This window comes from Arthrobacter sp. EM1 (genome assembly GCF_029964055.1).
Classification (GTDB): Bacteria; Actinomycetota; Actinomycetes; order Actinomycetales; family Micrococcaceae; genus Arthrobacter.
Genome location: NZ_CP124836.1, coordinates 2,613,552 through 2,639,767 on the forward strand (window position 1 = coordinate 2,613,552; position 26,216 = coordinate 2,639,767).

General features: G+C 65.7%; 19 protein-coding genes. 5 read left to right on the forward strand and 14 right to left on the reverse strand.

What is annotated here, in order from left to right:
- Nucleotides 1-54: 54 nt before the first annotated feature.
- From QI450_RS12035 to galU, 3 genes are all read right to left on the reverse strand, one after another.
- On the reverse strand, nucleotides 55-1,041 hold the full coding sequence (locus tag QI450_RS12035; protein ID WP_226773993.1) for a hypothetical protein: 987 nt from the start codon (nucleotides 1,039-1,041) through the stop codon (nucleotides 55-57).
- A gap of 117 nt (nucleotides 1,042-1,158) precedes the next feature.
- Nucleotides 1,159-1,779, reverse strand: coding sequence for a GNAT family protein (locus QI450_RS12040; protein WP_226773994.1), 621 nt, complete (start codon nucleotides 1,777-1,779; stop codon nucleotides 1,159-1,161).
- A 5-nt stretch (nucleotides 1,780-1,784) separates the two neighbouring features.
- Nucleotides 1,785-2,702: a UTP--glucose-1-phosphate uridylyltransferase GalU gene (galU, locus tag QI450_RS12045; RefSeq protein ID WP_226773995.1), complete on the reverse strand. Its 918-nt coding sequence runs from the start codon at nucleotides 2,700-2,702 to the stop codon at nucleotides 1,785-1,787.
- Nucleotides 2,703-2,798: 96 nt separating this feature from the next.
- Between galU and QI450_RS12050 the strand changes: the two genes are divergently transcribed.
- The 3 genes from QI450_RS12050 to cpaB all read left to right on the forward strand — a co-directional run bounded on the left by QI450_RS12050 (nucleotide 2,799) and on the right by cpaB (nucleotide 4,832).
- Nucleotides 2,799-3,461, forward strand: a complete 663-nt coding sequence (locus tag QI450_RS12050) for a 5-formyltetrahydrofolate cyclo-ligase (RefSeq protein ID WP_226773996.1) — start codon at nucleotides 2,799-2,801, stop codon at nucleotides 3,459-3,461.
- A gap of 119 nt (nucleotides 3,462-3,580) precedes the next feature.
- A complete protein-coding gene (locus tag QI450_RS12055) occupies nucleotides 3,581-3,844 on the forward strand; it encodes an FmdB family zinc ribbon protein (protein WP_226773997.1) in 264 nt (87 codons plus the stop codon).
- A 388-nt stretch (nucleotides 3,845-4,232) separates the two neighbouring features.
- The gene (gene cpaB / locus QI450_RS12060) at nucleotides 4,233-4,832 is read left to right on the forward strand and encodes a Flp pilus assembly protein CpaB (protein WP_309485680.1); all 600 of its coding nucleotides are present in this window, start codon (nucleotides 4,233-4,235) and stop codon (nucleotides 4,830-4,832) included.
- Between the two features lie 46 nt (nucleotides 4,833-4,878).
- Here cpaB and QI450_RS12065 read toward each other — a convergent pair whose 3' ends face one another.
- The 7 genes from QI450_RS12065 to QI450_RS12095 form a co-directional block, all read right to left on the reverse strand.
- Nucleotides 4,879-8,952 (reverse strand): AAA family ATPase, encoded by a 4,074-nt coding sequence (locus QI450_RS12065; RefSeq protein ID WP_226773998.1) that lies wholly within the window; start codon nucleotides 8,950-8,952, stop codon nucleotides 4,879-4,881.
- Between the two features lie 281 nt (nucleotides 8,953-9,233).
- Nucleotides 9,234-10,823, reverse strand: coding sequence for a glutamine-hydrolyzing GMP synthase (guaA, locus tag QI450_RS12070; RefSeq protein ID WP_226773999.1), 1,590 nt, complete (start codon nucleotides 10,821-10,823; stop codon nucleotides 9,234-9,236).
- A gap of 96 nt (nucleotides 10,824-10,919) precedes the next feature.
- Nucleotides 10,920-11,432: a DUF3817 domain-containing protein gene (locus QI450_RS12075; RefSeq protein WP_226774000.1), complete on the reverse strand. Its 513-nt coding sequence runs from the start codon at nucleotides 11,430-11,432 to the stop codon at nucleotides 10,920-10,922.
- Nucleotides 11,429-12,292, reverse strand: coding sequence for an SURF1 family protein (locus QI450_RS12080; RefSeq protein ID WP_226774001.1), 864 nt, complete (start codon nucleotides 12,290-12,292; stop codon nucleotides 11,429-11,431). Before QI450_RS12080 ends, QI450_RS12075 begins: the two co-directional genes overlap by 4 nt.
- 125 nt (nucleotides 12,293-12,417) lie before the next feature.
- Complete coding sequence (locus QI450_RS12085; protein WP_226774002.1) at nucleotides 12,418-12,906, reverse strand: PTS sugar transporter subunit IIA; 489 nt, start codon at nucleotides 12,904-12,906, stop codon at nucleotides 12,418-12,420.
- A 69-nt stretch (nucleotides 12,907-12,975) separates the two neighbouring features.
- Nucleotides 12,976-14,727 (reverse strand): glycerol-3-phosphate dehydrogenase/oxidase, encoded by a 1,752-nt coding sequence (locus QI450_RS12090; RefSeq protein ID WP_226774003.1) that lies wholly within the window; start codon nucleotides 14,725-14,727, stop codon nucleotides 12,976-12,978.
- Between the two features lie 74 nt (nucleotides 14,728-14,801).
- A complete protein-coding gene (locus QI450_RS12095) occupies nucleotides 14,802-15,938 on the reverse strand; it encodes a GuaB3 family IMP dehydrogenase-related protein (protein ID WP_226774004.1) in 1,137 nt (378 codons plus the stop codon).
- Nucleotides 15,939-16,113: 175 nt separating this feature from the next.
- Here QI450_RS12095 and QI450_RS12100 point away from each other — a divergent pair, with 175 nt between their 5' ends.
- On the forward strand, nucleotides 16,114-17,454 hold the full coding sequence (locus tag QI450_RS12100; protein WP_226774005.1) for an APC family permease: 1,341 nt from the start codon (nucleotides 16,114-16,116) through the stop codon (nucleotides 17,452-17,454).
- A gap of 111 nt (nucleotides 17,455-17,565) precedes the next feature.
- On the opposite strand, the gene QI450_RS12105 is transcribed toward QI450_RS12100, so the two are convergent.
- From QI450_RS12105 to QI450_RS12115, 3 genes are all read right to left on the reverse strand, one after another.
- Complete coding sequence (locus QI450_RS12105) at nucleotides 17,566-19,407, reverse strand: ABC transporter ATP-binding protein (RefSeq protein WP_226774006.1); 1,842 nt, start codon at nucleotides 19,405-19,407, stop codon at nucleotides 17,566-17,568.
- Nucleotides 19,408-19,504: 97 nt separating this feature from the next.
- Nucleotides 19,505-21,016, reverse strand: a complete 1,512-nt coding sequence (guaB, locus tag QI450_RS12110) for an IMP dehydrogenase (protein ID WP_226774007.1) — start codon at nucleotides 21,014-21,016, stop codon at nucleotides 19,505-19,507.
- Nucleotides 21,017-21,188: 172 nt separating this feature from the next.
- Entirely contained in the window at nucleotides 21,189-23,264 is a 2,076-nt protein-coding gene (locus QI450_RS12115; protein WP_226774025.1) for an acyltransferase family protein, read from the reverse strand.
- Nucleotides 23,265-23,416: 152 nt separating this feature from the next.
- Here QI450_RS12115 and QI450_RS12120 point away from each other — a divergent pair, with 152 nt between their 5' ends.
- On the forward strand, nucleotides 23,417-24,385 hold the full coding sequence (locus tag QI450_RS12120) for a DUF389 domain-containing protein (protein ID WP_226774008.1): 969 nt from the start codon (nucleotides 23,417-23,419) through the stop codon (nucleotides 24,383-24,385).
- Between the two features lie 138 nt (nucleotides 24,386-24,523).
- On the opposite strand, the gene groL is transcribed toward QI450_RS12120, so the two are convergent.
- Complete coding sequence (gene groL / locus QI450_RS12125) at nucleotides 24,524-26,134, reverse strand: chaperonin GroEL (protein WP_226774009.1); 1,611 nt, start codon at nucleotides 26,132-26,134, stop codon at nucleotides 24,524-24,526.
- Nucleotides 26,135-26,216: the final 82 nt, after the last annotated feature.

Genomic DNA, 26,216 nt, shown 5'->3' on the forward strand with positions numbered 1-26,216 from the left:
AAGGAAAGCCCCGGGTGGCCACTGCGAGCAGCCCGGGGCTTCGGAAACGAGTGGTCAGGCCCTGCGCCGCTGCAGGACGTCGTCGAGGTTGCTCAGGGCGCTCTGCGCCTTGCCGAGGGGCTTTTGTTCAGAGTCCATATCTGTGGTGCCGGCGGCTGCCTGCACCACGCCCTGCTTCAGCGAGGGTTTGCCAACAGCTTTCGGGGCTTCGGGCAGGTCGAGCGGCTCAGGAGCGGCACGGGGGGCCTTCGGCGCCTCCACGTACGTTGGCTTGGGGACTTCCACCGGCTTCCAGCTGGATTCTCCAACACCCGGGGTCCCCGCGGCGCGGCGGACGGACGTGTCGCCCGAAGCCGCAGCTTCCGCGATGGCCGCCTCGCGGAGGTCCTGGGCAGTCAACGGCTTCGGTGCCGGGGGGTGTTCAACATCGTCTGCCTGGGCGTCAAAGAGCGGGTTCTCGGCCCGTTCACGGGGCTCCCCCGCCGATTGCCGCAATGGTGTGCGCGCCGGGGCCGGCGCTGCCTGGCGCGCCGGAGCGCTCATCGCCGCGCGGAAGGCAGCGTTCACCTTACGGCGACGGTCACGGACCGCGAGTCCGCGGAGGACAACTACGGCCGCTGCCGTGCCCAGCAGTGCAATAACGGGCACCCAGAGTGAAACGAGGCCAAAGACCCCCAACAGCGCGGACACCACGCCGGTCAGCAGCGAGAGCGAACCGGCCAGCGCGAGGGCCAGCCGACCGAAATGTATCTTGAAAGCCGGGCCCGTAGCGGCAGGCCCACGGCCGCCGTCAAGCCGGGTAGTTCCCCGGACGGATTCGGTGCGCTGGCTGCTGGTCATGGGTTTCTCCTGCTGGGCCGTCATCTTCATGACTTTCCCGGCTTGCGGGGCTGCTGGTTCTAGATCAATGACGTCCGCCACGAGCTCGCCCACGGGTTGCAGGTGGTGTCGTCCGTTCCGGAGGATGTACGGAGCAACCCAAACAATCCAGAGCGCAACAGCAATGACAAGGATCACAGAGCTGCTAAGAGGGAAGTCCACATCAAAACCGTATGAGCAATGCGCTGCTCGGAGCGGCATTGTCCCCGGTGTGTCGCCGGGTAACTGGCAATTGACTGGATTTATGCCGTGCGGGCTTGTCGGTAAAGGCCCGGCCGCTCACTTGGGTCCGGGCTGCTGCCAGCGTGCCAGCAGCCCGCCTGGCACTTCTTCAGAGGTCAGCGCGAAGCTCCGGTGGTCCGCCCATTCGCCGTTGATGTGCAGGAACCGGGGACGGTAGCCCTCGTCGCGAAAGCCGAGCTTCTCCACCACGCGCAGGCTTGGTCCGTTTTCGGGGCGGATGTTGATCTCCATCCGATGCAGCCCGAGGCTCTGGAAACAATAGTCCGTCACCAGTGCCACGGCTGTCGGGGCGATGCCCTGGCCGGCCCGGTCCCGGTCCACCCAGTATCCAAGCGTGGCCATCATCGCCGAACCCCAAACGATAGACGAAACCGTCAGCTGTCCCACAATAACGGGTTCCCGGAATCCGGCGGTCCGCGCCGTGATGAGGAAGGGCAGGCCAACACCCTGCACGGCCTGCGCCTTGAGGGACCGCACCATCTGGCGGTAGTCCGGCAGACCACCGCCAGGCTCCGGGTTCGACGCCTCCCAAGGGGCCAGCCACTCACTGTTGCGGGAGCGGACAGTCGTCCATTCCTTGCGGTCCCGGTGCCGAATCGGGCGCAAGACAAGCTCGCCGCTTTCCAGCGTCACCGGCCAGTGGAAGCTGCCCCCCACCGAAGCTACTTGGTCAGGCTGGGAGCAAGGCTCGCAGCGAAGCCGGGCAGCCATTCCCGCAGGCCTGGGCCCAGGTCGTCACTGTCGCAGGCGAGCTGGACGCAGGCTTTGAGGTAGCTGAGCTTATCGCCGGTGTCATAGCGGCGGCCACGGAAGACAACGCCGTACACGCCGTAGCCGTCACCGTCACCGGAGGCAAGTTCCTGCAGCGCGTCGGTGAGCTGGATTTCGCCGCCGCGTCCCGGCTCGGTGCGTTCCAGTACCTCGAAGACAGCCGGGTGGAGGACGTAGCGCCCAATTATCGCGAGGTTGGACGGGGCATCGTCTACGTCAGGCTTCTCTACCAAGTGCTTGATCCGGACGTACTCTTCGCCCTCGATCGCCTGAACGTCGGCGCAGCCGTAGGCGCTGATCGCTGACGGCTCCACCTCGATCAGTGCGATCACCGACCCGCCGGTCTTGGCCTGAACCTCGATCATGGTACTTAGAAGTTCATCGCGGGCATCGATCAGGTCATCGCCGAGCAGGACAGCGAACGGTTCATACCCCACGTGCTGCTTTGCCCGCAGGACGGCGTGCCCCAGTCCCAGCGGGTCGCCCTGGCGCACGTAGTGGATATCACCAAGGTTGCTGGCCGCCTGGATGGACTCAAGCTTCGCGGTGTCTCCTTTGGCCTGAAGGGTGGCTTCCAGGGTAGGGACGCGGTCGAAGTGGTCCTCCAGCGCGCGCTTGTTGCGGCCGGTAATCATTAAGATGTCGGTCAGACCGACGTTGACTGCTTCCTCCACGACGTACTGGATGGCCGGCTTGTCGACGACCGGCAGCATTTCCTTGGGCATGGCCTTGGTCGCCGGAAGAAACCTCGTTCCGAGGCCGGCTGCGGGGATGACGGCCTTGCGGACGGGAGCGTTGGGTGTAGTCACTCGACTAATCTAACGGAGGGACCAAGCATTAGGTAATCATTTCCGACCGGCACCAACCGCGGTTTGCCGGCCGCACCAGCGGAGGGACAAGGCATCGTGGCATCGAAGGAAGAGACCCGGGCCAGCCACCGGGCCCGGCGAGCTGCACTGACGCCGGCGGCCCTGGCGACCGCCGGTGCCGGAATCGCCACGTACGGCGTTGCCTGGGCAGCCCGCCTGGCGGGCGGCCGCTCCGGCACTTTTGCCGCCTACCTTGGTGTGGGGTCGGAACCGCCAAGTCTTCCCCTGCTGGCAGCACTCCACCAGGAAGGGCATCGGCTGCTCCTTCCGGTCTGCGAGCCCGGCCTGGAGCTGAGCTGGGTCTACTGGACGCCGGCCTCCCGATTCGCGCGGAGCCGGTACGCGCCGATCCAGGAACCCGCCGGCAAGCGACACGATGCTTCCGTGATTCGTTGCGCGGACGGCATTTTCCTGCCGGCCACCGCGGTCGACTACTCCGGCAACCGGATCGGGCAGGGCGGCGGCTACTACGACAAATTTCTGGCGAAGCTGGCCGCACTCCCGTATTCCGGGACGCCGACGTCCGACGGCGGGCTGTTGCCGCCGGTGCCGGCAGCCGCCGTTGTGTACAACGGCGAGGTGCTCCCTGCCGGAAGCATCCCGGCGGAGTCCTTCGACCGGAAGGTGGGTGCCGCACTGACCCCGTCCGGCGTGGTGCAGCTGCAGCACCGGGCTGCCGGGGACCGGTCGCGGGGGTGATAGAATTAGCACTCAGGCCCTGCGACTGCTAAGGGACGGATTCCGCCGATAGAACTACCGGCCGGGATCCCGAACCGGCGGTACGGGACCTGCTCGTTTGCCCCTGAGGAGGATTTCCAGTGCCCACGTATGCATACGCCTGCAAGGACTGCAGCCACGCCTTTGAGATCGTGCAGTCTTTCACCGACAGCACCCTCACCTCCTGCCCTGAGTGCCAGGGGACCCTGCGCAAGAAGTTCAACAGCGTTGGTGTGGTCTTTAAAGGTTCCGGTTTTTACCGGACGGACTCGCGCGACGCAAAGGGCAGCACCGTTTCACAGACGCCGACGCCGGCGCCCGCACCGGCTGCATCCACTGCGCCGGCAGGCGCGTCCGCAAGCTAGCGCCGTTACGAAGGCCGTGCTGCTGCCACTCCTCGCTGGCCGTCACACCGCTTTGTCCACATAGACCGAACTGTAACTGCCAGGCGTGCGCGCCGGTGGGTAGCTTCGGGTTATGGCCCCCATTGGAACCGCCGTCCCGACCACATGGAAGCTGCCGGAAGATTTCTTTGAGATCTTCCGTATCGACCCGTGGCGACACTCCTCTATTATCCGGCGCTGGCGATCCCCGGGACGCCGCCTTGATCTGTCCACGCCGGCAGCACCCTCAAAGTCAGCAGTCCCGCCGCGGGGCCGAAGACCCGCCGGCAGGCCGCGGGGCCGAAGACCCGCCGGCAGGCCGTCCCGCCGGCGGCTGGTCCGATGGCTCAACCGCAACCGCCGGCTCGCCGTGGCGCTGCTGCTCTGCATCGCCGCCGGCCTCACGGTTCAACAACTGACACCTGAGCCGGCCGACACTGTCCCCGCCTTCGCTGCTGCCCGGGATCTCCCAGCCGGCCAGTCCCTTGGAGTGGAGGACCTGACGGTCCTCCACGTGCCCAGGGGCCTGGTTCCTGCGGGCAGCTTCGTGAGCGCTGGTTCCCTCCAAGGCCAGCAGCTTGCCGTCGCCCTCCGCAAGGGCCAGTTACTCGCAGATTCGCAGCTAGTGGGACCTGGCCTGCTGGCTGGAAAGCCGCCGGGATCGGCCGCAGTTCCCCTGCGGATGGCGGATCCGGCCTCGATCCAGTTGCTCTCCCCCGGGCAACTCGTCGACGTAGTCATCACCACCGGCAACAGCTTCGACCAGCCCGCCGCATCCCAGCTGCTGGCAGCTGCCGTTCCCGTGCTGTGGACTTCCGGGCACGGCAGCCGTGCCGGCCCATGGCTGGGGACAGGTGAAAACGAGGGCCTCCTCGTTGTGGCCGCCGACGCCGATCAGGCGCGTCGGCTCGCAGGGGCCTCGACGCAGGGAAAACTCTTCTTCGTCCTCGTCACGGCCGTCCCCGGCTAGTCGCTTCACCGTCCGAAAGCCCCGGCGGAGCAGGCCCGAAAAGGACTTAGGCCCAGTGCGGGGGCTTCTGCTCTTGCAGCCACGAGTCATGGTCGTAGCCGCCGGGCTCGTCGCCCCAGCGCTGCGGGTCATCCTCCGCCGCCTTGTTCGGCAGCACACCGGACGGGGATGCCGCCGACGCCGACTGCGCGGACGCATTGTCCGGTCCGCTGTCCTGGGCCTCGCCACCGTTACCGGTATCGCCATCCGCAGTCATGCCGCTGGCCTCCTTGCTGCCTTGGTCTGTTCTGTAGTCTGGCGCACTGTCCTGTATGCCGGACGTCCGTCCCCGCGAGGCTTGCGCTTCGTTGACGGCAAGGTTTTCGACGTCGTCGTCGAAGAACCCCGGCGATGTGGGTTTACGGTGCGTCACGGCCGGCTTTTCCAGGCCCAGATATCCGCCGATGCGGTCGGCGCAGGCCGAAGGATCCGTGAACACCTCGATGGTCCAGAGCGGCATGTAGCGCCAGCCGAGTCGTTCCAGCAGCTGCGGGCGGAGCCTGCTGCGTTCCCGGACGGTGAGCTTTCGGTACTGTTCGGTGCCGTCTGACTCAATGGCCACGGGCCGCGGAATCTCCGCATCGTCCTGTCCGAGGGTACTCAACGGGTCGGCCGCGGCCACCATATTCAGCGCGCCGTCGTACTGGTGCCAGACCCGTGCGCCCCGGGCCCGCAGCCGGTCCCCGAGGTCGGCCACGAGGGGGTCGGCCCCGAGAGCCTGTTCGCTGGCTGCAGCCCGCGACGCGGGACTTCCGAGATCGGAGTTACCCGCGATTTCCCGGTCCAGCAGTTCATAGAAGTCCACCGCGCCGTGGCTCAGCCGGGTCACGTCGAGGTCCTCCGGACGGAAGCAGCTGAGCACGTGCAGGGACCGGCGTGCCCGCGTCATGGCGAGGGCAAACCTTGCTCGTCCACCATCGACGGAGAGCGGGCCCAGGCTATGCAGCGCACGCCCGTGCGGGGTGCGTCCGTAACCCGGCGAGAAGATCACGTGATCGCGGACCAGTCCCTGGGCACGTTCCAGATCCACGACCCGGAAGGACTCTTCGCCGGCGGTGAAAAAGCTGGCAAGCATCGGGTAGTTGGGCAGCTGAAGCCGGATCGACTCGCCGATCCGCGCCGCATGCCGGAGGCTGCCGGTGACGACGGCCAGCGACGTCCGCGGCCGGAGGCGGGCGTGCTCGAAGACAAGCTCCACGGCCCGGTTTACCTCGGCCACCACAGATTCGACGCCGTCCTGGTCCGCGCTGGGCAGGCCCGTCCCGTCCGGCAGGTATTCCACAGTGAGGGCACGGTCCAGCCCGGTGGCTGACTGGCCCTCCGGCAACCTGCGCAGTCCGCCGTCGTAGAAGCCCTTGCTCAGTTGCCGCACAAGGTCCTCATCCACGGCGCGGTAGACCGTCCGCAGGTTCCAGACGGGCAGTACACCGGCGAGTGCCTTGAAGGCGCTCTCGACGCCTTGATGGGAGCTCTCGCCGGCCGCAAGCCGCTCGACACCGACGGTGAATGTCCGCGGCGTGGCAATCCGGTCGTCACCAAAAGCAATAACCTGCACGGCGCGGGCTACGGCCGGCAGGACGGCCTGCAGCGACGTTGCCTCGGCGTCAAGGATCACAACGGCATCAAACTTTTGCTCCACCGGCAAAACCGCCGACAGGAGGTAAGGGCTGACGGACCACACCGGAACCAGCATCGGCAGCAAGTCCGGGGCCTGGCCCGTCAGTGCCGAGAGGGTGACCCGGCCATCCTTGAGCAGGCTGCGCAGCAGTTCCGCTTGCCGCGGGTGTTCTGCGATGGCCGCCCGCCAGCGGTCTGCCAGCTGCCAGCGCAGCCTGGCGGCGCCGCTGGCGATGTGCGCGTTGTCCGCGAGGCGGTACTCCGCTTCGAGCTGGCGAAGGGCGTCGCCGTCGGACATAGCCAGGTAATCATCCCCGCTGATCATGGCTTCGAGTGCGGACTGCCACCAGGCGAGCTCAAGCTCGGCGGCCACAGACCCTGCGGGCACCTCACGCTCGGCGAGGTCAGCGAGCAGTTCGCCCAGGCCATGCTCGCGCATGTCTTCGACCAGGAGGGTCCGCTCCGGCAAAGTTTCGAGCGTCCCGGTGTCGGCAACCAGCGCGTCCAGCCGCTCCATAAGATCTTCGTAGGGGCTGCCATGCAGTTCGCCGCCCGCCGCGGTGTGCCTGACGGCGTGGCCGAGCTCGACCAGCTCCGCTTCGAGCTCGCGGTACAGGGCGATGATCTCGCCCAGGCCGGAAGGCACTGCAGGGTGCCGCTGCGTCGTGGCGTAGTCGGCCCATGCGGCCCGCTGCTCCTGGACGAGGACGAGGGAGCTGTGCAGGTCGGCAATGTGGACACCCGGCCGGACATATTCCTTGGCCACCCGGCGCAAACGGGAGCGCTGCATGGACGGCATCTCAATGTTCCGTTCGCGCCGCCAGGAGGAAGCTGCGGTGGCGGAGATGAGGTCGTGGACCGGACGGTCGAAGATGTCCGGCGTGAATTTATCCAGGCTTTCGCGAACAGCAACTAACAGCTCAACCTGGTCCCCCCACTCCGAAAACGAACGGCCCAGGCGGATTTCGGCGTGTTCTGCGACACCGTTCATCAGCTCTCGCAGTTCCGGCAGCTTCCTGGCCACGGAGCTGGCCACCTGCTGGGCTTCCTCGGTTTCCTTCCGGGTCAGCAGCCGGGCACCATGCCACGGACTTGTGGTCGAGGCCCTGCTGAAGCTTCCCAGCTCGGCCGCACGGTGGAGCCGGCCAGCGAGTTCCTCGCGGTCCCGGATATTGTCCAGCACACTGCGCTTGAGCCGGACGGTGGTGGCCGGCGCCGGCTGGATGGAGGTCAGCTCGGCCAATGACTGCATCGCCTCGTACGGAGAGCATCCCCAGCGCTGGCGGACGTTGTGCAACGAGGCAACATGGTCCCGAAGGGCATGGCGGTGTTCAATCAAAGTGCTGTGAAGGTTGCTGAGCTGGGGCTCGAGGGATTTCTCATTGCGCACGATGGCCCTGACGAGCTGGCCCTTCAGCTGCAGGGCAGTGGCGTTCCCGGCAAGCTGGAACAGGGCTGAATCCAGTCCCAGGGTCTCCAACTGGGTGGAGATCTCACCCAGGCTGGCTCGCCGGTCCCCCACCACCAGAACCGTCTTACCCTGATCGAGGAGGGTCCCGATGGTATTGATTGCTGTCTGGGTCTGGCCGGTGCCGGGCGGACTGCTGACCACCAGCGAGTCCCCGGCGCGGACGGCGTCGACGACGTACTGCTGGTCGGTGTCGGCGTCGAGCAGCAGCAGTTCATCCGCGGGATCCCGCTCATCGGTGCTTGGGAACCGTCCGGGCTTAAGCTCGGATACCTGCAACGGCTGGCCGGCGGCGGCCCGTCCCAACGCCGCCACTAGGGGATGGCTCTCGTTGATCCATGGATCCTCAAGGTTTCCGGACAAGTCCGCGAAGGTGGACACCAGAAGGTTGTGCTCGACCTCGGCGCCGTAGATGGGCTGGATGAGGGTGCTCAGGCGGTCAAGGACCGGCTGGGGATCGAAGCGGGCGGTGCTGTACGCCATCCGGGTTACCGCGTTGACGTCGAAAGCAATGCCGTGGATGGTCTTCAGATGCCGGATCAGGGCGGGGTTGATCTTGGCCTGTTCGGTCAATTGCAGTTCGTAATCGTCCTCGCCCGGACGGACCGTGAGGGAGATGGAACTGAGCATAACCGGGGCTGAGACGCGCTGCGGTTTGCCGCCGACTGCGGAGGTCCACACGACGGTACCCGCCGAAAAGTATCCCGCGTCGATGCCGCGGTCATTGGCCAGTTCGAAGATTTTGGAGCGCAGGTTGCGGGACGCCCTCGCGGCGACAACGTACTGCTGGTGATCACGGATCAAGGTGGACAGCCGGGTGCGCCGGCCGGCCATCAACTGTGCCATGCCGGAGGGATGGGCATTGGTCAGGTCTATGGAGCCCTCAGGCGTCTTGGTGAAGCGCAGCATGGTGTCTGCTCCGGTGACCGGCTTGAGCCCCGACAGCCATTTCCTGAGCTCCTCGGAGCCCTCGGGGTGGCCTTGACCAACTGACACTGCTGCCTTCTTTTCTGTGCTTGCGTTTACTCTGCTCACGTTTTTCGTGCCCGCGCGGGACGTCCTGGACCATACCGGCATAATTTCGAGGGTAGCCCGAATCCGGCCCCGGCGAGGCGACGCAACACTGGCGGGACACAAATTCAAACCGAATTCCCAGCATCGCCGCTCGTGCCGCGGGCCGCCGCCGCCCGCTGCCGGGCGGTCCAGGGATGCGGCGACCGAACGGAAAATGGCCGGCCTCCCGACGAGCCCGGCCATTTCATCCGCCCACTACGGGACTATTCCCATTCGATGGTTCCCGGCGGCTTGCTGGTCACATCGAGCACAACGCGGTTCACGCCTTCCACCTCGTTGGTGATGCGGTTGGAGATCCTGGCCAGCAGATCGTAAGGCAGTCGCGACCAGTCCGCCGTCATGGCGTCCTCGGAGGAAACGGGACGCAGGACAATCGGGTGACCGTAGGTGCGGCCGTCTCCCATAACACCGACGCTGCGGACGTCCGCCAGCAGCACTACCGGCATCTGCCAGACCTCGTTGTCAAGGCCGGCGGCGGTCAGTTCGGCGCGCGCGATGGCGTCTGCCTTGCGCAGCAGGTCCAGCCGCTCCTTCGTCACTTCGCCGACGATCCGGATGCCAAGGCCCGGTCCCGGGAACGGCTGGCGCCCTACAATTTCCTGCGGCAGGCCAAGCTGCGCGCCGACGGCGCGGACCTCGTCCTTGAACAAGGCGCGCAGCGGCTCGACGAGTTCGAACTGCAGGTCTTCCGGCAGCCCGCCCACGTTGTGGTGGCTCTTGATGTTCGCGGCACCTTCACCGCCGCCGGACTCGACGACGTCCGGGTACAAGGTGCCCTGGACGAGAAACTTGATCTTCTCGCCGTGCGCTGCCGCCTCTGCGATGATCGCAAGCTCGGCCTCCTCGAAGGCACGGATGAATTCGCGGCCGATGATCTTGCGCTTGGTCTCCGGGTCGCTCACTCCGGCCAGGGCCGACTGGAAGCGCTCCTGCTCGTTGGCCACATAGAGTTTGACGCCAGTTGCCGCCACGAAGTCACGTTCAACCTGCTCCGCTTCGCCTTCGCGCAGCAGTCCATGGTCGACAAACACACATGTCAGCTGGTCGCCGACGGCGCGCTGGACCAGGGCAGCCGCCACCGCGGAATCAACGCCACCGGACAAACCGCAGATGACCCGGGCATCGCCGATCTGTGCACGAACCCGCTCAACCTGCTCCTCAAGGATGTTGCCGGCCGTCCAGTTCGGTTCCAGTCCGGCACCCTTGAAGAGGAAGTTCTCCAGGACCTGTTGGCCGTAGGCCGAGTGCTTGACCTCGGGGTGCCACTGCACGCCGTAGAGGCGCTTTTCCTCGTTCGCGAAAGCCGCGACGTCGGCGCCGGCCGTCGTCGCGAGGACCTCAAAGCCCGCCGGCGCCTCGTGCACGGAGTCGCCGTGGCTCATCCAGGTGCTCTGGTGCTGCGGCATGCCTTCGAGGATGGAGCGGCCTTCGCCGATGGTGGTGGTCTCGGTGGCGCCATACTCGCGGAGTCCGGTCTGGGCGACTTCGCCGCCGAGGGCGTTGGCCATGGCCTGAAAGCCGTAGCAGATCCCGAAAACCGGTACTCCGGCTTCGAAGAGGTCCGAACCAACGGTGGGGGCACCTTCGGCGTAAACGCTTGAGGGTCCGCCGGAGAGGATAATTGCGGCGGGGTTTTTGGCCAGGAGCTGCTCGGTGCTGTAGGTATGCGGAACCACTTCCGAATACACATTCGCTTCCCGGACGCGGCGGGCGATCAGCTGCGCGTACTGGGCACCGTAGTCAACAACCAGGACGGGCTTGTGGGACGTCTGGGATGCAGTGGGAATAGTCACCCTTCTAGGGTACTTTGCGGCGCCGCCCGCCCGCACATTGAGAAGCCGCCAGGACCGCGGATGGGCCGCCGGGTAAGCGAACTCACACCGCGCCGCTCAATAGCGCTGGGGGGCCTGCGGGTTCGCCGCAAGTTCAACCTCCACCTCGGCGTGGAACTTCTTCTCCACGAAGAAGGACAGGAAGGGCACCACCCCGCCGAGTGCCAGGATGATCATTTTCCCGAACGGCCAGCGCATCAGCGACCACAGTCGGAAGTTGGACATAAGGTACACAACGTACATCCAGCCGTGCACGATCAGCACCGCGACGGACAGATTTACGCCGCCGATCACCCCCGGCGGCTCCGCGTCGGCGAATCCGAAACCGAACTGCTGGCCGGTGACGGCGTTGGTCCCGCCGCCGAAGAGATATTGGCCGAACACATACCGGGCAATAAGTTCCGCGCACAGCAGGAGCAGCATGCTGCCGGTCATATACGCGAGGACCTTGTAAAACTTCAGCGCCGAGCGGATCTGGGCCTCGGTGCCGCCAAATCGGCGCTTCTTGCCGCGCCCGGTTCCCGGCACGTTGGACTGCTGCGGCTGGACGGCCGGCTGGGGCTCAATCATGATTGCACTTTCGGTTCGGTGGGGTCCGGTTCGGTGGGGTCCGGTTCGGGATGGTGCAGCGCCGCGGCGTCATACTCCGCATCGAGGGCGTCTTCAAGCCCCCGGCGGTAGTCGTCCTTGACCAGGCGCCACCAAATGAACAGCGCGAAGCCAGCGAACACCACCCACTCCGCGGCGTAGAAGAGGTTCAACCAGTTGACCTTCTCGGCAGGCGGTTGCGGCCCGATGTTCAGCGGCTTCATTTTCCCTCCGGAGGCTGCCGCGCCGACGTCGTTGCCGCCGGAACGCTCCGAACCCGCGGTGACAAAGCCGGGGTAGCTGCTCACTTCCCAGGTGTTGATGAGTTCCGCTACGGAGACGGCGCTGGCCCGGCCGGGACCGGCGTCGGTCCCGGGGACCGGAGCCTCGGATGGCAGCAGCCGTCCGGTCAGGGCAACACTGCCCGACGGCGGGGCGGACGCGTCCGCCGGGTCGGCGACCCAGCCGCGGGCGACCGGGATCCAGGTCTGGGGTGTGGCGGCGGAACCGGTCAGGACGGGGGCATCCTGGACGGCCAGGGCCGAAACGATCCAGTAGCCCTTGGCGCCGTCGTACAGCCGTCCCGGGACGAGCACCTGCTTCTGCGGATCGTACCTGCCGGTGGCGGTGACAATCTGGTCCGCGACCGAACCGGGGAAGAAATCGCCGGGCCGCAGCACCGTGGTGAGGGCTTGGGGTTCCTCGGTCGTGGCGGAGACCGTCACCTCAGCCCTGGTGGAGCGGCCGAACTGCCACTGGCTGAGCAGCACAAACACCCCTGATACGACGATCGCGAACACCAGTCCGGCGATCCAGCGGGGTTTGAGGGCAGTTTTCAGCACCCCTTAACCGTACTTCGTCGGCGTGTAGAACAGCGAAACGGGCAGCAGGGCGACCCGGCGCAGGAGCGGGGCAGCACGGTCCGTGCGTGGCGAGGGAGTCGGCGCGAAAGTCCCCGTCCCGATCTTCAGTGGTCGAAAAAGACCAGGCTGGAATTGATGAGTTCTGCGATGACTTCGGGGTCGTAGGCGCGCCGCAGCGATTCGCGGAACGATTCCTTCGACAGTGACCTGGCAAGGGTGGCCAGCACTTCCAGATGCTCCGAGAAGGAACTGGCCGGTGTCGCGATCAGCAAGACCACTGTTGCCGGCCCGTCGGCGGCGCCGAAATCGAGTGCCTTGCCGTACTTGGTGATGCCGACGGCAATGGTGGTCCGGGAGACGAACTCGCTGCGGGCATGGGGCAGGCCGACGCCGCCTGGCAGTCCGGTGGCCAGTTGGTGTTCACGGGCGTTGACGTGACGGAGGAATCCCGGGAGATCGGAAATGCGTCCGGCGGCATGCATCCGTTCCGCCAGCTGGGTTGTTGCGTCGAGCTTGTCCACGGCGTCCATCTCGAGGATCACCATTTCCGGGGTGGTGAGCTCGGCATCGTACCGGTCCAATGGTTCCGCCAAGTGGTATCCCTTCGAAGTGGCGCGGTTCCGCCTGCAGCCCCGGCTGGGACCACAGGCGGATGCTGCCGGTCAACGCAACGGGACGATGTCCTCGATGCCCAGGCGTGCTGCGTCGGCGGATTCGTCGTCCGGCTGCTCCTGGCTAAGCCGTTCGGCGTCGACCCGGGCCAGGTAGTGCTTGATTTCGCCCTCGCGCTGCGCATCGCTCCAGCCGAGGACATCTCCCATCAGTTTAGCGACTACCGGCGCTGCTGACACACCGCGGTCCCAGGCTTCGATCGAAATCCGGGTGCGGCGGGTCAGGACGTCCTGCACATGCCGGGCCCCTTCGTGGGTGGCGGCGTAGACGGCTTCGGCGGCGAGGTAGTCGTCGGCGCCCGGCAACGGCTCGCCAAGGTCGGGGTTCTCGGTGATAAGAGCGAGCACTTCCGGGACCATGGACCCGTAGCGGTTGAGCAGGTGCTCGATCCGCGCCACGTGGACACCGGTTTCCTCGGCCATCCGGTTGCGTTTGTTCCAGGCCGCCTTGAATCCGCTGGCACCCAGCAACGGAATGGATTCCGTGCAACTGGGCGCAACGCGTTCGTCCATGCTGCGGGTTGCCTCGTCGACGGCGTCCTTGGCCATTACCCGGTAGGTGGTCCATTTACCGCCGGCCACCACAACGAGCCCCGGTACCGGATGGGCCACCACATGCTCGCGCGAAAGCTTGGCCGTGGAATCGTTTTCGCCGGCCAGGAGCGGCCTGAGTCCGGCATAGACGCCCTCGACGTCTTCACGGGTCAAGGGCCGCTTCAGCACCTTGTTCACATGTTCGAGGATGTAGTCGATGTCTTTGCTGGAGGCAGCAGGGTGGGCCTTGTCCAGGTGCCAGTCGGTATCCGTGGTCCCGATGATCCAGTGCCGGCCCCAGGGGATGACAAACAGGACCGATTTTTCGGTGCGCAGGATCAGTCCCACGGTGGACTGGAAGCGGTCCCGCGGCACCACGAGATGGATGCCCTTGGAGGCGCGCACTTTAAGCTGGCCGCGGTCGGTCACCATCGCCTGGGTCTCGTCCGTCCAGACGCCCGTGGCGTTGATGACTTGCTTGGCCTTGATATTAAACGTGGAGCCGTCCTCATGGTTGACCACCTTCGCCCCGACCACCCGTTCGCCTTCCCGGACAAACGCGACGACGGACATCTGGTTCACGGCGTGGGCCCCGTAGTAGGCGGCGGTTCGGACCAGGTTGGCGCAGTACTTGGCATCGTCGACCTGTCCGTCGTAGTACCTGATGGACCCGACGAAGGCGTCATCCTTGAGGCTCGGCGCCGCCCGCAACGTTCCCCGGCGGCTCAGGTGCTTGTGGAACGGGACGCCCCGCTGCTGGCCGGTCGAGATGGACATGGCATCGTAGAGCGCAATGCCGGCCCCCACATATGGACGTTCGATGAAGGGTTTCGTCAACGGGTACAGGAAAGGTACCGGCCGGGCCAGGTGCGGGGCGAGCACCGAGAGGATGAGCCCGCGCTCGTGCAGGGCCTCTTTAACCAGGGCGAAGTCGAGCATCTCCAGGTAGCGAAGGCCGCCGTGGATCAATTTGGAGGACCGCGAAGAGGTACCCGCTGCCCAGTCGTTTGCCTCGACGATGCCAACGCTGAGGCCCCGTGTGACGGCGTCCAGGGCGGCACCGGTGCCGACGATGCCGCCGCCGACGATCAGGATGTCCAGTTCCTTGCCGGGATCCGTGGTGCCCTTGAGTACCGCGAGCGACGCTTCGCGTTCCGCAGGCCCCAGGGCACCGCCGGTCTTTGAAGAACCGCCGGGAAAACTGTTCATGTCACGCCTCCATCCGGATCAAATCTCGTAGTGCACCACACTACTTCCAACTTCACCGGATGGGCAGGGGGCTATCAGTTGCCGGCGTAGGGCGACACCACGACGTCGACGCGCTGGAATTCCTTCAGGTCCGAATAGCCGGTGGTCGCCATCGAACGGCGCAGTGCACCGATCAGGTTGGATGTTCCGTTGGTGTGGTGGCCGGGGCCGAAAAGGACCTCTTCGAGGGGTCCGACGGTGCCAACGTTGACCCTGTCACCCCGGGGAAGTTCAAGGTGGTGCGCTTCCTGGCCCCAGTGCCAGCCCTTGCCCGGGGCTTCCTCGGCGCGGGCGAGGGCGCTGCCGAGCATCACGGCGTCCGCGCCCATGGCGATAGCTTTTACGATGTCGCCGGAGGAACCCATCCCGCCGTCGGCGATCACGTGGACGTAGCGTCCGCCGGACTCATCCATGTAGTCCCGGCGGGCGGCGGCGACGTCGGAGATGGCGGACGCCATCGGCGAGTGGATGCCGAGGGCCCGGCGGGTGGTGCTCGTGGCTCCGCCGCCGAAACCGACCAGCACCCCCGCGGCGCCGGTGCGCATCAGGTGCAGGGCCGGGGTGTAGCCAGCCGCGCCCCCGACGATTACCGGAACGTCGAGTTCGTAGATGAACTGCTTGAGGTTCAGCGGCTCGTGGTCCTTCGAAACGTGCTCGGCCGAGACCGTGGTGCCGCGGATCACAAAGATGTCGACGCCGGCCGCCACGACGGTTTTGTAGTGCTCCTGGGTCCGCTGCGGGGTGAGGGAGCCGGCAACCGTAACGCCCGCGGCGCGGATCTCCGCTAGCCGGGAGGTGATCAGCTCGGGCTGGATCGGGGCCTGGTAAAGCTCCTGCATACGCCGGGTCACGGCGGGGCTGTTCGTCTCGTCCTGGAGGGCACCGATCTGGTCCAGGACGGCTTGCGGGTCCTCGTACCGGGTCCACAGGCCTTCGAGGTCGAGGACGCCGAGCCCGCCGAGGCGGCCCAGCGCGATGACGGTTTCCGGGGACATCGCGGAATCCATCGGCGCGGCAATAACGGGCATGTCGAACTTGTAAGCGTCGATCTGCCAGGAGACGGATACGTCCTTGGGATCGCGGGTGCGTCGGTTGGGGACGATCGCAATGTCATCCAGGGAGTAGGCACGACGCCCACGCTTGCCACGGCCAATCTCAATCTCGTAAGTCACGTCCCCACTTTACTTGACCCTGCCCGTGACGGGCATTTGGCCGCGCCTGCCGGGCCGGGATGGGCTCACAAGGGCACTAACCCCCTGCCGGATTCGAATTACGCGGGGCACAATGTCCAGAGGCCGGCTAGCAAGATCGCACCAACCGTGGCTGCATAAAGGAATGAGGGCTCAGATGTCCAGCAGATCCTCGCCGCCCAAGGCTGCGTTTCATCCCGGAACCGCCGCGCGGCGTAACAAGGGCCTTGGAAAGTTAAGACTGCGCGATGCCGTGGCGATGGCAGTCGGAGGCATGATCGGCGGAGGTATCTTCAGCGTTCTCGGCGTCACCGTGGCGCTTGCCGGCCACCTGGCCGTGGGTAGTTTTCTTATCGGCGGTGGCATCGCCATTGTCACGGCGCATTCGTTCGCGGCCCTTTCGGCCCGGGCCGGACGGTCCGGCGGCCTGTTCGTATACCTGCAGGATGCCGGCTATCCGCGCGTTGGCTCATACATCTCCTGGCTGCTGATGTTCGGGTACTTGGTCGCCCTGGCAGTCTACGGATTCACCTTTGGCCACTATGCGGCAAACGTCCTGGGCCTGCCGGGGATTTTCGCCGACGGCTTCGCGGCACTGATCTTGCTGGTATTCCTGGGAATCAACCTCCGTGGTGTGGGCGCCTCGGCGCTGTCCGAAGACATTGTCGTGTTGATCAAAGTCGCGGTGCTGGCGTTGATCTCGACGGTGGGGTTCCTGCACTTCGCACCGGAGCGGCTGGCGCCGCTGGACAACAAGGGGCTAGGTGGCGTGATCGTGGCCGCGGCTTCGATCTTTGTCGCCTATGAGGGCTTCGAGCTACTCTCCTACGACTACGAGGATTTGGACCGCCCACGGTGGACACTGCCGCGGGCGCTCTACCTCTCGACCGCCATCGTCACGCTGGTGTACGTCACGGTGACGGTTGGCGCCCAGATGCTGGTCAGCGACGCAATCATCATTTCGCAGAAGGAAGTGGCATTTGCAGCGGCCGGCCAAGCCGCCCTCGGCACGGCCGGATACTGGATCGCCAGTCTCGGGGCATTGCTGGCGGCGAGCTCCGCAATCAATGCAACCCTATTTTCTACCGCACGGCAGATGCATGAAATCGCCGTCGCCCGTGAACTGCCGGCAATCTTCGCAAAGGTCCGTGGCGGACTGCCCGTTACGGCCCTCGTATTCCTGGCAGTCTTTGGTGCAGCATTTGCCATGCTGCCGGACATCACTTCCCTGCTCACCTTCGGATCGGCGGTTTTCCTGGCGGTGTTCGGTGCAACGAACCTGCTGGCCAGCCGATTGCTTCATGGCTTCTGGCCCAAGCTGGTCAGCGCCATCGGCTTCCTGGCGTGTCTGGGCGCCTTGGTGGTCCTGGTGGTTCAACTCGTTCTCTACGACGTGGCCACACTGCTGCTCATTGCCGGATCGCTGGCACTCGTATCGGGGTTGAGGCTCGCTTTCGTCCGGCACCAGAGAGGGTCCACGGCCGGTTCAATGGTTTAGCCGGGGCGGTTCCGGCCTTTTTCCGCGGTACGGTGGCCGCAATCGTCGTCACCGTCGTCCTGCGCAAAAAAGGGCCGGGCCACAGCAGTTCCCGCTAGCCCGGGTGTCCGCTCAGGCGCCTTCGGCCTCGTCCACGGCCAGCTGCGATTCGAACATCCGGAAATAGCGGCCCCGCATGGCCACCAGTTCCTTGTGTGTGCCCTGCTCGACGATCAGGCCGTCCTCAAGCATGTAGACGGTGTCCGCCTTTTCGATGGTGGCTAGCCGGTGGCTGATGGCGATGATGGTGCTGCTGCGGTCCGCGAAGAGCCGGGTGAAGATCCGGTGCTCGGCGAGTGCGTCGATCGCCGACGTCGGCTCGTCCATCACCATAAAAGAAGCACCGCGGTAGAAGTTCCGGGCCATCGCGAGGCGCTGCCATTGGCCGCCGGAGAGCCCGCTGCCTTTCCGGCCGCGCGGGTCCTCCATCCAGTTGCTCACGTGGTTGTCCAGCCCGTTGGGCAGCTTGTTGATGAATTCGAGGGCTTCGGCATCGGCCGCCGCCCGGCGGATCCGTTCGTCGTCGCGCGGTGTATCCACGTCACCGAAGTAGATGTTCTCCGCCGCGGTGGCGAACTCGTACTTCAGGAACTCCTGGCTGAGCACCGCAAGGTGGCGGTGCCAGGTCTTTACGTCGACGGCGGCGAGGTCGACGCCGTCGAGCAGTACCTGTCCGGAGTCCGGGCGGTACAGCCCGGCGAGAATCCGGATGAGGGTGGACTTTCCGGCACCGTTCTCCCCCACGATCGCAATGTGCTGGCCCTCGCGGATAGTCAGCGAGATACCCCTGATGACTTCCAGCTCGCTGCCGGTGTAGGTGAACCGGATATCCCGCAGTTCCACGGTCCGGGGCGCCTGCAGCAGGGGCGGGGCCTGCTCCGACGGGACCGGCAGCGCCATAAAGAGCTCGTAGTCCTTGAGGTTCGCGAGGTCCTCGTCGATGGAACTCAGGGAAGAGACGAGGCTGTTGGCGGTGGACAGGGCGCGGCTGACAATCTGCTGGACGTAGAGGAACTGCCCCACCGGCTGGGCCCGGGCGATGATCTGGCCCACCACCCAGACCAGGGAGACCACCTCCGCACCGTATTGCAGGGTGTCGGCAGCGAGCTGTTTGGGGATGTAGCGCTTCTGGAAGTCGAGCCGGCGCTTTTCATCAGCGTCCCGCAGCCGGGAGCGCAGCCCCATCAGGTAGCCGACGATCCCGTAGAGCCGCATCTCGGCGATGTGCTGGGGACGCAGGAGATTGGTTTCAATCATCCGGCGTTGCCGTCGCGAATCCACTTGGGTGTTCCAGTGCGCGATCTGCTCGCGGGAGAGCTTGAACTGCAGGTACACGCTGGGCACAATCGCCACCAGCACGATCACGGCAATCCACCAGCTGACCAGCAGCAACGCGCCGATCGCCAGGAGCACCGAGACAAGTTGGGTGAAAATGGCTGCGATCCGGTCTAGGACCCGGGCGTAGGAATCGGAGAAGCGCTTGGCCCGGTCGTAGAGGTCCACCGTCTCTTTGTCGTCATAGCGCCAGAACTCCAGGGCCAGGAACCGCTCGTACATCAGGTCCCCGACGATCGCGCCGACCTTGAAGCTCATCAGCTGCTGGATGTACCGGTCCACGCTGCTGAAAGCGCCCCAGAACAATCCCAGCCCGGCAGTGATGATGACGTAGACGATCGCCTGCTGGCCGGCCGCGGCGTTCCCCGCGTAGGCCGCCGCCAGCGCCGTCGTGGTCAGGGCAGCGAAGTAGGTGGTCACGAGCGGCAGTAGCGCCGAAATCACCGAGCCCACGATCTTCATCACGACGGCGGCGGGCGAGGCCCGGAAACTCACGCGCAGCACCTGCGCTACGGCCCGGGCGTAGGGCCTGAGCGCCAGTTTGCGTTTCGGCTCGCGCGCGGGCAGGAGTGCGGACATGCCTCCAGCCTAGAACATATCCCCCTGCCCAACTGACTGGCAGCAGGGGCCGTTATAAGCCTTCAAAACGGCCCCTGCTGCGAGTCAGTTGGGTGTTTTAGCGCGAACCGTAGTTCGGCGCCTCCACTGTCATCTGGATGTCGTGCGGGTGGGATTCCTTGAGCCCGGCCGGCGTGATGCGGACGAATTTTCCGCGGGCCTTGAGCTCGGGCACCGTCGGGGCGCCGGTGTAGAACATCGTCTGGCGGAGTCCGCCGACCAGCTGGTACGCCACGGAGGCCAGCGGCCCGCGGTAGGCGACCCGGCCCTCGATGCCTTCCGGAATGAGCTTGTCATCACCGGAGACGTCGGCTTGGAAGTAGCGGTCCTTGGAGTACGAAGTGTTCTTGCCGCGGGTCTGCATGGCCCCGAGCGATCCCATCCCGCGGTAGAGCTTGAACTGCTTGCCGTTGACGAAAATCAGATCCCCGGGAGACTCGTCACAGCCGGCCAGCAGGGAACCGAGCATCACGGTGTCCGCGCCGGCGACCAGCGCCTTGCCGATGTCCCCGGAATACTGCAGCCCGCCGTCGGCGATCAGCGGAACGCCGGCCGGGATGGCTGCCTTTGCCGACTCATAGATAGCGGTGATCTGCGGGACGCCGACGCCGGCAACAACGCGGGTGGTGCAGATGGAACCCGGACCCACACCGACCTTGATGCCGTCAGCACCGGCGTCAATGAGCGCCTGGGCGCCTTCGCGTGTGGCGGCCTGGCCGCCGATGATGTCCACGTGCGCCGCTGCCGGGTCAGACTTCAGCCGGGCAATCATGTCCAGGACACCCTGGGAGTGGCCGTTGGCGGTGTCCACGAAGAGGGCGTCAACGCCCGCGTCGATCAGGGCCATCGCACGTTCCCAGCCGTCACCGAAGAACCCGATGGCCGCACCGACGCGCAGCCGGCCTTCGTCGTCTTTGGTGGCCAGCGGGTACTGCTCGGCCTTGGTGAAGTCCTTGGTGGTGATGAGCCCCTTGAGCCGGCCCTGCTCGTCGACCAGGGGGAGCTTTTCGATCTTGTTGGTCGCGAGCTTGTGTGAGGCTTCTTCGCGGCTGATGCCGACGTGCCCAGTAACAAGGGGCATTTTGGTCATTACGTCGCTGACCAGGCGGATCGGGAAATCCGCTTCCGGCACAAAGCGGGTGTCGCGGTTGGTGACAATGCCCAGCAGCCGCATGCCCTCATCGACGACGGGCAGGCCGGAAACGCGGTAATGCGAGCAGATTTCATCCAGCTCGGCCAGCGTCGCTTCCGGGCCGATGGTCAGCGGGTTGGTGATCATGCCGGATTCGCTGCGCTTGACGCGGTCCACCTGGTCGGCCTGGTCGGCGATGGAAAGGTTGCGGTGCACCACGCCGAGGCCGCCCTGGCGTGCCATGGCGATCGCCATCCGGGACTCCGTCACGGTGTCCATCGCCGCGGAGAGCAACGGCGTGTTGACGGTGATGCGCTTGGAGATCCGGGAAGACGTATCCGCCTCGGACGGGATGACGTTGGTGTGTCCGGGCAGCAGCAGGACATCGTCGTAGGTCAGGCCGATAAAGCCGAAGGGGTTGTGTTCGGGCTGGGTCATGAGTGCGCCTCTTACCTTGGGTACGGGTTTCACGGGTAGGGGTTGCAACAGATGACCAGCCCGTCATTACGGGCATGGCCTGTGCAGAAGTGTTGAATAAATAGTAGAACCTTGCCGCCAATCCCCATATTCCGGGGCAGGAATGTGAGCAACTGCACCGGACGCCGCCGCGTCACGTCCAGCCGGTGGCTGCCAGGAGCCGCTCTTCGAACATGGGGAGCATACTTTGGACGTAGGTCTTGGTCAGATGGTTGTCGTCCTTGTACACGTACACATTCCCGACCACGGCCGGGCAGATTCCGTCGGCGCAGATGAAGTCGCTCAGGTCCATCAGGTACAGGCCCTGGACCCTCCCCCGGTAGGCGTCCAGGGGTGAAGAACGGGCCAAGGACTCCTGCAGCGGCACCCGGCACTTGGGGTCGTCCGAGCCGTTCTTCTGGACGCATTCGGGCATGTTGATGCCAAAGCGCGGATTGTCGCGGATGCCGACCACGTCCATACCGGCGTCGGTGAAGGCTTGAATGCCCTCAAGATACTGCGGCACCTCGGTTTCAAACGGCGCTTCGGTGTGGGTGAGCGAGGCGACTGTGAAAACGGCATCGGGCTGCTGGTCCAGGACGTACCGGGCGCTGGCGGCGTTGAAAGCGTTGCACTCGGCGTCCCGCTCCGGGGACTCACCGCCGAAGCGGCAGTTGCCTTTCAGCAGTGCCACCACTTCCCAGCCGCGGGTCCGGGCGACCGGCCCGAGTGCTGCCATGTACTGCTGGGCGTGGGAGTCGCCCAGGACCACAATGCGTTTGGTGACAGTCTCCGGCTGGGTGTTTTGCAGGCATCCGGCGAGCAGCGGGTCGGCGGGCACGTTCCCGTCCGTGCAGAGCCCGTCGATGTCAGCCCATTCGTTTTTCATGGCGACCGGAGCCGGAATGATCTTCGCGGCGGGAGTAGGTTTACCCGCGTTCTCGGGCGCCAGGGCGGCCGCGCCGGGGGTCAGTTCCTTCGGCTGCGCCGCCGCGGCCGCCTCGTCGGCCATGATCTTGCTCTGCCACACGGACACCGGGCCAGCCAGCAGCGCGCCACACGCTGCGATCACGACGGCGGTGCGCCAGGCCCGTCGCTGCGGCCAGTGCCACTCGCGTAAGGGCTTCTCCACGAACCTGGTGGTCAGCACCGCCAGCACGATCGAGGCGGCCACCACGGCCAGGCCTTGGATCAGGTTCGGCGCGGCGATGCCCATCCCGGCAAGGGCAAGCACCAGCAGCGGCCAGTGCCAGAGGTACAGGGCGTACGAGTTGTCCCCGAGTGCCACCAGCGGTTTCCAGCTCAGGATCCGGTCGACGCCGAAGCGGCTCCCGCTCTGTCCGGCCACGATGATGGCCGCAGCTGCCAGCGTCGGCCACAGCGCAATGAAGCCCGGGAAGGAGCGGTCTACGGTGAGCAGCAAGCCGCAGGAGAGCATCGCGGTCAGCCCGGCCCAGCCGAGGACAACCCGGAGCGCTTTACCGGGTTTGAGGTGTGGAAGTGCAAGCGCCAGCAGCGATCCGAGCGCGAATTCCCAGAGCCGGGTGCGGGTGTCGAAGTAGGCATAGGCCTGGTTGGCGGCGGTTTGCTCAATGGAGTAAATCAGTGAGGCAACGAAAATCGCACCAAACGCCGCGGCCAGGAGGCCGGGGTAACTGATCCGGTTTGCCCACGGCGTCCGCCGGCGCAGGAGGCGCAGCAGCACTGCGGCGCCGGCAAAAACGAGCGGCCACAGCAGGAAGACCTGCCCTTGGATGGACAGCGACCAGAAGTGCTGCAGCGGACTGGCGCCGGAGTGGTCCTGCGCGTAGTAGTCGACGGCGGAGTCCGCCAGCAGCCAGTTCTGCCGGTAGAGAAGGGAGGCCCAGGCCTGGTCGAGGATGTCCGGCCAGCGGCTCTCGGGCAGGATTGCCCGGGTGCCTGCAAGTACACCCAGAATAACGACTACAACGGCGGGCAGCAGCCGTTTGAGCAGGTGCAGCCAGTGGCTCAGGAGACGAAGGGGCCTGCCGCTTTCGACCTTTCGGGCGAAGCTGAGAGTCATCAGGAAGGCCGAAATTAGGAGGAAGACGTCCACCCCGCCGGAGACCCTGCCGAGCCACACGTGGTACGTGACCACCATCAGGACCGCAAGGGCGCGCAGGCCCTGGACTTCGGGCCGGTAGCCCGGTTGTGGGGGCGCCGGAGAACCCGCGACCGCCTGCTGCGGGCTGGCTGTGCTGCGCTCGATCGACACTGGGAGCCCTTCAGGCCGGTTTCCAAAACATCAATGTTACCGAGCCGTAATTTTTCTGGCCAATCACAGCGCGGTGACCGGCGGGCCAGCGGCAGGTTCCCTGCCGGCCCGGGGCTACCCTGTAACGAGCCAGAGGAGGCCCCATCGTGATCGCAGAGCTGCGTATTTGTGTTCCGGCCGAGTTGTCCGCCGTCGTGACGGACTGCTGCACCGGAGAGCTAGGCGTCGCGGAAGTTTCCCGCCAGCCGGGCGCTTCTGTCCTTCCCGCCGGGGACATCATCCACGTCCTGGTCGCCAGGGAATCCGTGGAGCGGCTCGTGGAGAAACTCCAAGCCCTGAATGTCCAGGAGCAAGGTTCGATCTCGGTGGCCATGCCGGAGTTGGTGCTCTCCGACCGTGCGGACAAGGCCACCGCCGACGCCCCCGGCGAAGGCGCGGACACCGTGATCTGGGACGAGGTATCCCGACAGACGGGCGAAGACTCGCGGCTTACGTGGAGCTACCTGGCGTTCCTGATCCTCGCGACCCAGCTGGCGGCCATCGGGATCGTCACGGATTCCACTATCGCCATTGTCGGGGCCATGGCGGTGGGACCGGAGTTCGGCCCCCTGGCGGCCCTGGCCGTGGCACTTGTCCGCGGCCAATGGCAGCTGGGCCGCAGTGCGGCACTGGCGCTTGGCGTCGGGTTCCCCGCGGCCATGCTGGCGGCCGCGCTCACGGCGTGGCTGTCAGTACCGCTGGGCCTCTTTCCGCCCGACGTGCTGGACCGCGGTTCTGCCGTCGACTTCATTTACCACCCGGGCCCCTATTCGCTCATCGTTGCCGTCCTGGCCGGGACCGCTGGGATGCTCTCCGTGATCAGCCGGCGGTCCGCAGCGCTGGTCGGGGTGTTCATCTCGGTCACAACGGTCCCGGCCGCGGGCTTCGTGGCGGTGGCCCTGGTCCTGGGCGAATACCAAAAGGCTGCCGGCTCGGCGGTGCAGCTGGGGCTGAACCTCGTGGGCATCGTCGCGGCCGCGGTTGCCGTGCTGATCTTTTACCGGCTCGTCACCAGACACCGGCTGCGGGGTGCGAGCCTGCGGCCACGACGGACCGCCACGGGGTCCAGACGCTGATGACTGCCTAAAACACACAAAAGACCGGACCAGCGGGTGCTGGTCCGGTCCTTTGTTTACTGGTCTTTGGCTGGCTGCTCCCTTGGCTGGCTGCTCCGAGGGAAACTGCGGCACCGTCCGGGGCGCCGCCGCCGGACCTTAGTGCTGGTGGCCCGCGTGCTCGTCCTCGTCGGCAGGCTTCTCGACCACGAGGGTTTCCGTGGTGAGCACCAGCGCCGCGATGGAAGCCGCGTTGCGCAGGGCCGCACGCGTCACCTTGACCGGGTCGATAACGCCGGCCGCGATGAGGTCTTCATATTCGCCGGTCTTGGCGTTGAAGCCCTGGTTGTTGGCTGATTCGGCCACCTTGGCGACCACCACGTAGCCGTCGAAGCCGGCGTTCTGGGCGATCCAGCGCAGCGGCTGGGTCAGTGCCCGGCGGACGATGCCGACAGCGGCGGCCGCGTCACCTTCGAGGGCCTTGACGGCAGGGTCCTCGTCGAGGGCCTTGAGGGCGTGGATGAGGGCAGCGCCACCGCCGGCCACAATGCCTTCTTCCAGGGCAGCGCGGGTCGAGGACACGGCGTCCTCGATGCGGTGCTTCTTTTCCTTCAGCTCGACTTCGGTAGCCGCGCCAACCTTGATCACGCCGATGCCGCCGGCCAGCTTAGCCAGGCGCTCCTGGAGCTTTTCCTTGTCCCAGTCGGAATCGGTGCGGGTCAGCTCGGCGCGCAGCTGGGAAACCCGGGCTGCGACGTCCTCGGCCGAACCGGCGCCGTCAACGATGGTGGTGTTGTCCTTGGTGACGGTGATACGCCGGGCAGTACCGAGCACCTCCAGGCCGACCGTATCCAGGCTGAGGCCCAGTTCCGGCGAAACAACCTGCGCACCCGTAAGGGTGGCGATGTCCTGCAGCATGGCCTTGCGGCGGTCACCGAAGCCCGGAGCCTTGACGGCAACGACGTTCAGGGTGCCGCGGATGCGGTTGACGATCAGCGTGGAGAGAGCCTCGCCGTCGACGTCCTCGGCGATGATAAAGAGCGGCTTGGAGCTCTGCAGCGCCTTTTCCAGCAGCGGCAGGAAGTCCTGGACGGATGAAATCTTGCCCTGGTTGATGAGGATCAGCGCATCTTCGAGGACTGCTTCCTGGCGTTCTGCGTCGGTGACGAAGTACGGGGACAGGTAGCCCTTGTCGAACTGCATGCCCTCGGTGAGGACCAGTTCGGTCTGCGTGGTGGAGGATTCCTCAATGGTGATCACACCATCCTTGCCGACCTTACCGAATGCCTCGGCCAGGAGCTCGCCGACCTCGTCGCTCTGTGCGGAGATGGAGGCGACGTTGGCGACCTGGGTGCCTTCGACCGGACGTGCGTTTTCGAGCAGGCGGGCAGCGACGGCTTCGACGGAAACCTCGATGCCGCGCTTGATCTCGCCCGGTGCGGCGCCTGCCGCAACGTTGCGGAGGCCTTCCTTAACAAGCGCCTGTGCCAACACAGTGGCGGTGGTGGTGCCGTCGCCGGCCACGTCGTTGGTCTTGGTGGCGACCTCCTTGGCAAGCTGCGCGCCAAGGTTCTCGTAGGGGTCGTCCAGTTCGACTTCACGGGCGATGGTGACACCATCGTTGGTGATCGTGGGGGCGCCCCACTTCTTGTCCAGCACAACGTTGCGGCCACGCGGGCCAAGCGTCACCTTGACCGTGTTGGCGAGCTTATCGATGCCGGCTTCAAGCGACCGGCGGGCAGCGTCGTTAAACGCAAGCTGCTTTGCCATGGTTTTTGTCCTTTCAAGACAGAACCCCGCGCAACTGACCTGTCAGAGATGAATCAGACGGATCGGCGGCGCGGGGTCCATA